This window comes from Vibrio sp. V39_P1S14PM300 (genome assembly GCF_009904765.1).
GTDB classification, from domain to species: Bacteria; Pseudomonadota; Gammaproteobacteria; order Enterobacterales; family Vibrionaceae; genus Vibrio; species Vibrio proteolyticus.
Window position 1 is genome coordinate 1 of sequence record NZ_WXWP01000073.1, and the last position, 3440, is coordinate 3440.

General features: G+C 48.3%; 3 protein-coding genes. 1 reads left to right on the forward strand and 2 read right to left on the reverse strand.

All coding sequences use genetic code 11. From position 1 onward, the window contains the following. Positions 1–84: 84 nt before the first annotated feature. Positions 85–1035: a transaldolase gene (gene tal, locus CAG65_RS03575; RefSeq protein WP_021705391.1), complete on the reverse strand. Its 951-nt coding sequence runs from the start codon at positions 1033–1035 to the stop codon at positions 85–87. A gap of 455 nt (positions 1036–1490) precedes the next feature. Here tal and CAG65_RS03580 point away from each other — a divergent pair, with 455 nt between their 5' ends. Further along, a complete protein-coding gene (locus CAG65_RS03580; protein ID WP_161452222.1) occupies positions 1491–2489 on the forward strand; it encodes a sugar-binding transcriptional regulator in 999 nt (332 codons plus the stop codon). A 90-nt stretch (positions 2490–2579) separates the two neighbouring features. Here the strand turns inward: CAG65_RS03580 and CAG65_RS03585 are convergent, their stop codons facing one another. Then, entirely contained in the window at positions 2580–3407 is an 828-nt protein-coding gene (locus tag CAG65_RS03585) for a sulfurtransferase (RefSeq protein ID WP_161452225.1), read from the reverse strand. Positions 3408–3440: the final 33 nt, after the last annotated feature.

Sequence of the window (3440 nt, forward strand, 5' to 3'; positions counted from 1 at the left end):
TCCATAACAATTACCGTATTAAATGATTTAAATAAAAATGAAGAGGGGAAGTCTTATGCTTCCCCAATTTGAATTTGTGCGTGATTACAGTTTCGCTTCGATCATCGCTTCCAGTTTGCCCTGGTCAACTGCGAAGTTACGGATACCTTCCGCCAACTTCTCAACCGCCATTGGGTCTTGATTGTGTTCCCATAGGAACTCAGCGTGAGTCATTGGTGCAGGACGCTCTTCTGCGCCTTTAGAGTCAACCAGCTTTTCAACCACTTCACCTTCCGCTGCTTCCAGTTCAGCAAGCAGAGCAGGAGCGATAGTCAGGCGGTCACAGCCGGCCAGTTCCAGGATTTCACCGATGTTACGGAAGCTTGCGCCCATGACGACCGTTTTGTAGCCGTACGCTTTGTAGTAGTCGTAGATCTTAGTAACAGACAGAACGCCTGGATCTTCTGAAGGTTCGAAGTCACGGCCTTCTTTTGCTTTGTACCAGTCCATGATACGACCAACGAATGGTGAAATCAGGAATACTCCCGCCTCTGCACATGCACGAGCTTGAGCAAATGAGAACAGTAGAGTCAGGTTACAGTTGATGCCTTCTTTTTCCAGGACTTCAGCCGCACGGATGCCTTCCCAGGTAGAAGCCAGTTTGATTAGGATGCGATCGTTTGAGATGCCTGCATCGTTGTACATTTTGATCAACTGACGAGCTTTTGCCACGCTGCCTTCTGTGTCGTAAGACAAACGAGCGTCGACTTCTGTTGAAATACGGCCAGGGATGGTTTTCAGGATTTCTTTACCGATGTTCACAGCCAGCATGTCACAAGCGTCTTGAACCTGTTGTGCTTTGTCGCTGCTTTGCGATTTCGCGTACTCGATAGCCTGATCGATCAGTGGAGCATACTCTGCGATTTGAGCGGCTTTCAGTACCAGAGAAGGGTTTGTGGTTGCATCTTCTGGTTGATACTTTTTAATTGCGTCAATTTCACCAGTGTCTGCTACTACAGTAGTTAGTTTGCGAAGTTGTTCTAACTTGTTGCTCATCTCGATCATCCTATTTCCTGGGTGACAAACCCAACACGGGTTTGCACATTTTGCAAGCGTATTTGCTAATCAATCATACACCGAGAACAGCATGTGATGACCAGCTAACCGTCAATGTTTAGCGACCGAGCATCTGTTTTGAACATTTGCTCGATTGCTGAGTAAATGATGTGTTCATATTTATCTGAACTGTGCGGAAAGTCAATTGATGAATGGGACTTTCGGTGACATAAATCAACTATTTTTTTGCCCTGTTTACAGTGCAGGCACAAATAAACGTTTGCCTAGCAAGAGTAAGGTTTACTGTCGAATTGCAACACCAAAAAATTAAGCTGAGAATTTGTCTTTCTGATGAGCATTTGTTGCATTTAAAATGCACTGTATCATATGCTACATCAATGAGCAGATGCTCAATGACAGTTATTCTGCACAGATACGTTTTAGTGAGAGCCGATATGACCAGTTCCAATCAGGATATTTCAGTAGAAAATACCGATCTGTTGACCGAAATTGCCGTAGCGTATTATCAGGATGGTGCGACGCAGGAGGAGATTTCACGCAAATTCTCCATTTCACGTGCCAAAGTCGGACGGATGTTAAAACAGGCTCGTGATGAGGGGATTGTCGAGATCACCGTCAAATACCATCCGGTGTTCAGCGCCAAAATCGAACAGCGCCTGGTCGAGCGTTTTGGGGTCAAACGTGCGTTGATCGCATTAGACCAGCCCAGCGAAGAGCAACAGCGTACTCAACTTGCCGGACTGGTTTCCAATTACCTGGCCAGTAATCTGAAAAACGGTATGGTGGTATCGGTTGGGCAAGGGCGCAACGTGTCTGCGGTGGCTCATCATGTCGGTGTGATCACGCCGCGAGACTGTAAGTTTGTGTGTGGTATCGGAGGCATTCACCCACGTGGCGGCATGTTTAACGCTGACCATATTTGTCGCCAGTTGGCCAAAAAATATGGCGGCAGCTCTGAAACTCTCTATGCGCCCGCTTACGCGGAGAACCGTGAGCAAAAGATCGCTTTCATGCAAAATGCTACGGTCAAGCAGACGCTGGATCTGGCACGCAAGGCTGACATGGCGTTGGTGGGGATCGGTGACATGAGTGAGAACAGCTACATGGTCGATCTGGGCTGGTTTACTGCGGAAGAGGTGGTTCAGTCACGTTTACATCAAGGGGTGGTTGGCGATTTTGCCGGCTATGATTTTTTTGATATCCACGGCCAGATTGCAGATACCGTTATGAGTGACAGAGTGATTGGTTTGGGGATCGATGAATTTCGACCGATTGCTGAAGTGATTGCGATTGCCGCAGAGAATACCAAGCCGCTGGCGCTATTAGGGGCGCTGCGTACGGGGGCAATTGACGTGATTGCAACCAGCGTGAGTAACGCATTAACAGTTCTCAACCTTGATGAACAGATGACCGGCCTGGCAAGCGACAGTTAGCCGCATTTTTGATGAGGGCGGTTAGCAAGAGCTTTAGCCGCCGTTTGTCGCGGTATTCAAAAAGCCCCGTACACAATGACGGGGCTTTTCCTATTCGATTGGTAATTCGGCTCGCTGACCCCATTCGGTCCAGGAGCCGTCATAGACAGCCAGGTTCTGATATCCACACAGATAGGCGGCCAGAGCTACGATACACGCCGTTACGCCCGAACCACAACTGAAGAAGTAACGTTGCTGGGGCTTATCAAAAACGCGTTCAAGTAACGGCTTAAGATCAACCACTGATTTGATCTTGTGTTCGTCCATCAACTCGGCAAAAGGTAAGCAGACCGATGCTGGAATATGACCCGCCCGAACGCCTTGCCTTGGTTCGGGAACCTCGGCATTAAAACGGGCTCGTCCACGAGCATCGACGGTTAAGCTCTCCGGGTTGGCAATTTCATTAAGAATGCAGGCGGCATCAACGAAGTAGTTTGGGTTAAGCTGGCCTGAGAAATTACCTGGATGTTCGGCGATGCGGTACTGCTGAACCAGAGGTAAACCGGCACGTTTCCATTCGGTCAATCCGCCATCGAGGATATACACTTCCTGGTGTCCCATAGCCAGAAACATCCACCAAGCTCTTGGAGACGCAAATGTGCCGCTGTTATCGTAGATAACGATCACCGAATCTTTATTTATTCCAAGCTTGCGGGCCTCCTGATTAAAGCGAGACTCAGACGGCATCATATGAGGAAGTGACGAATCTGGATCGCAGAACACCTTGTCGTAATCGAATCTGACGGTGCCCGGGATGAGATTGATTTTGTCTTTTTCAAACTCTCCGGGGATCTGAAACTCAATGCTGCTGTCGAGGATCACCAGATTGTGTTGATTGAGCCTTGTCTCCAACCATTCAGGGGTCACTAGCGGGGTCATAACGTCTCCTTTACGTATGTGGAAACAACAAGA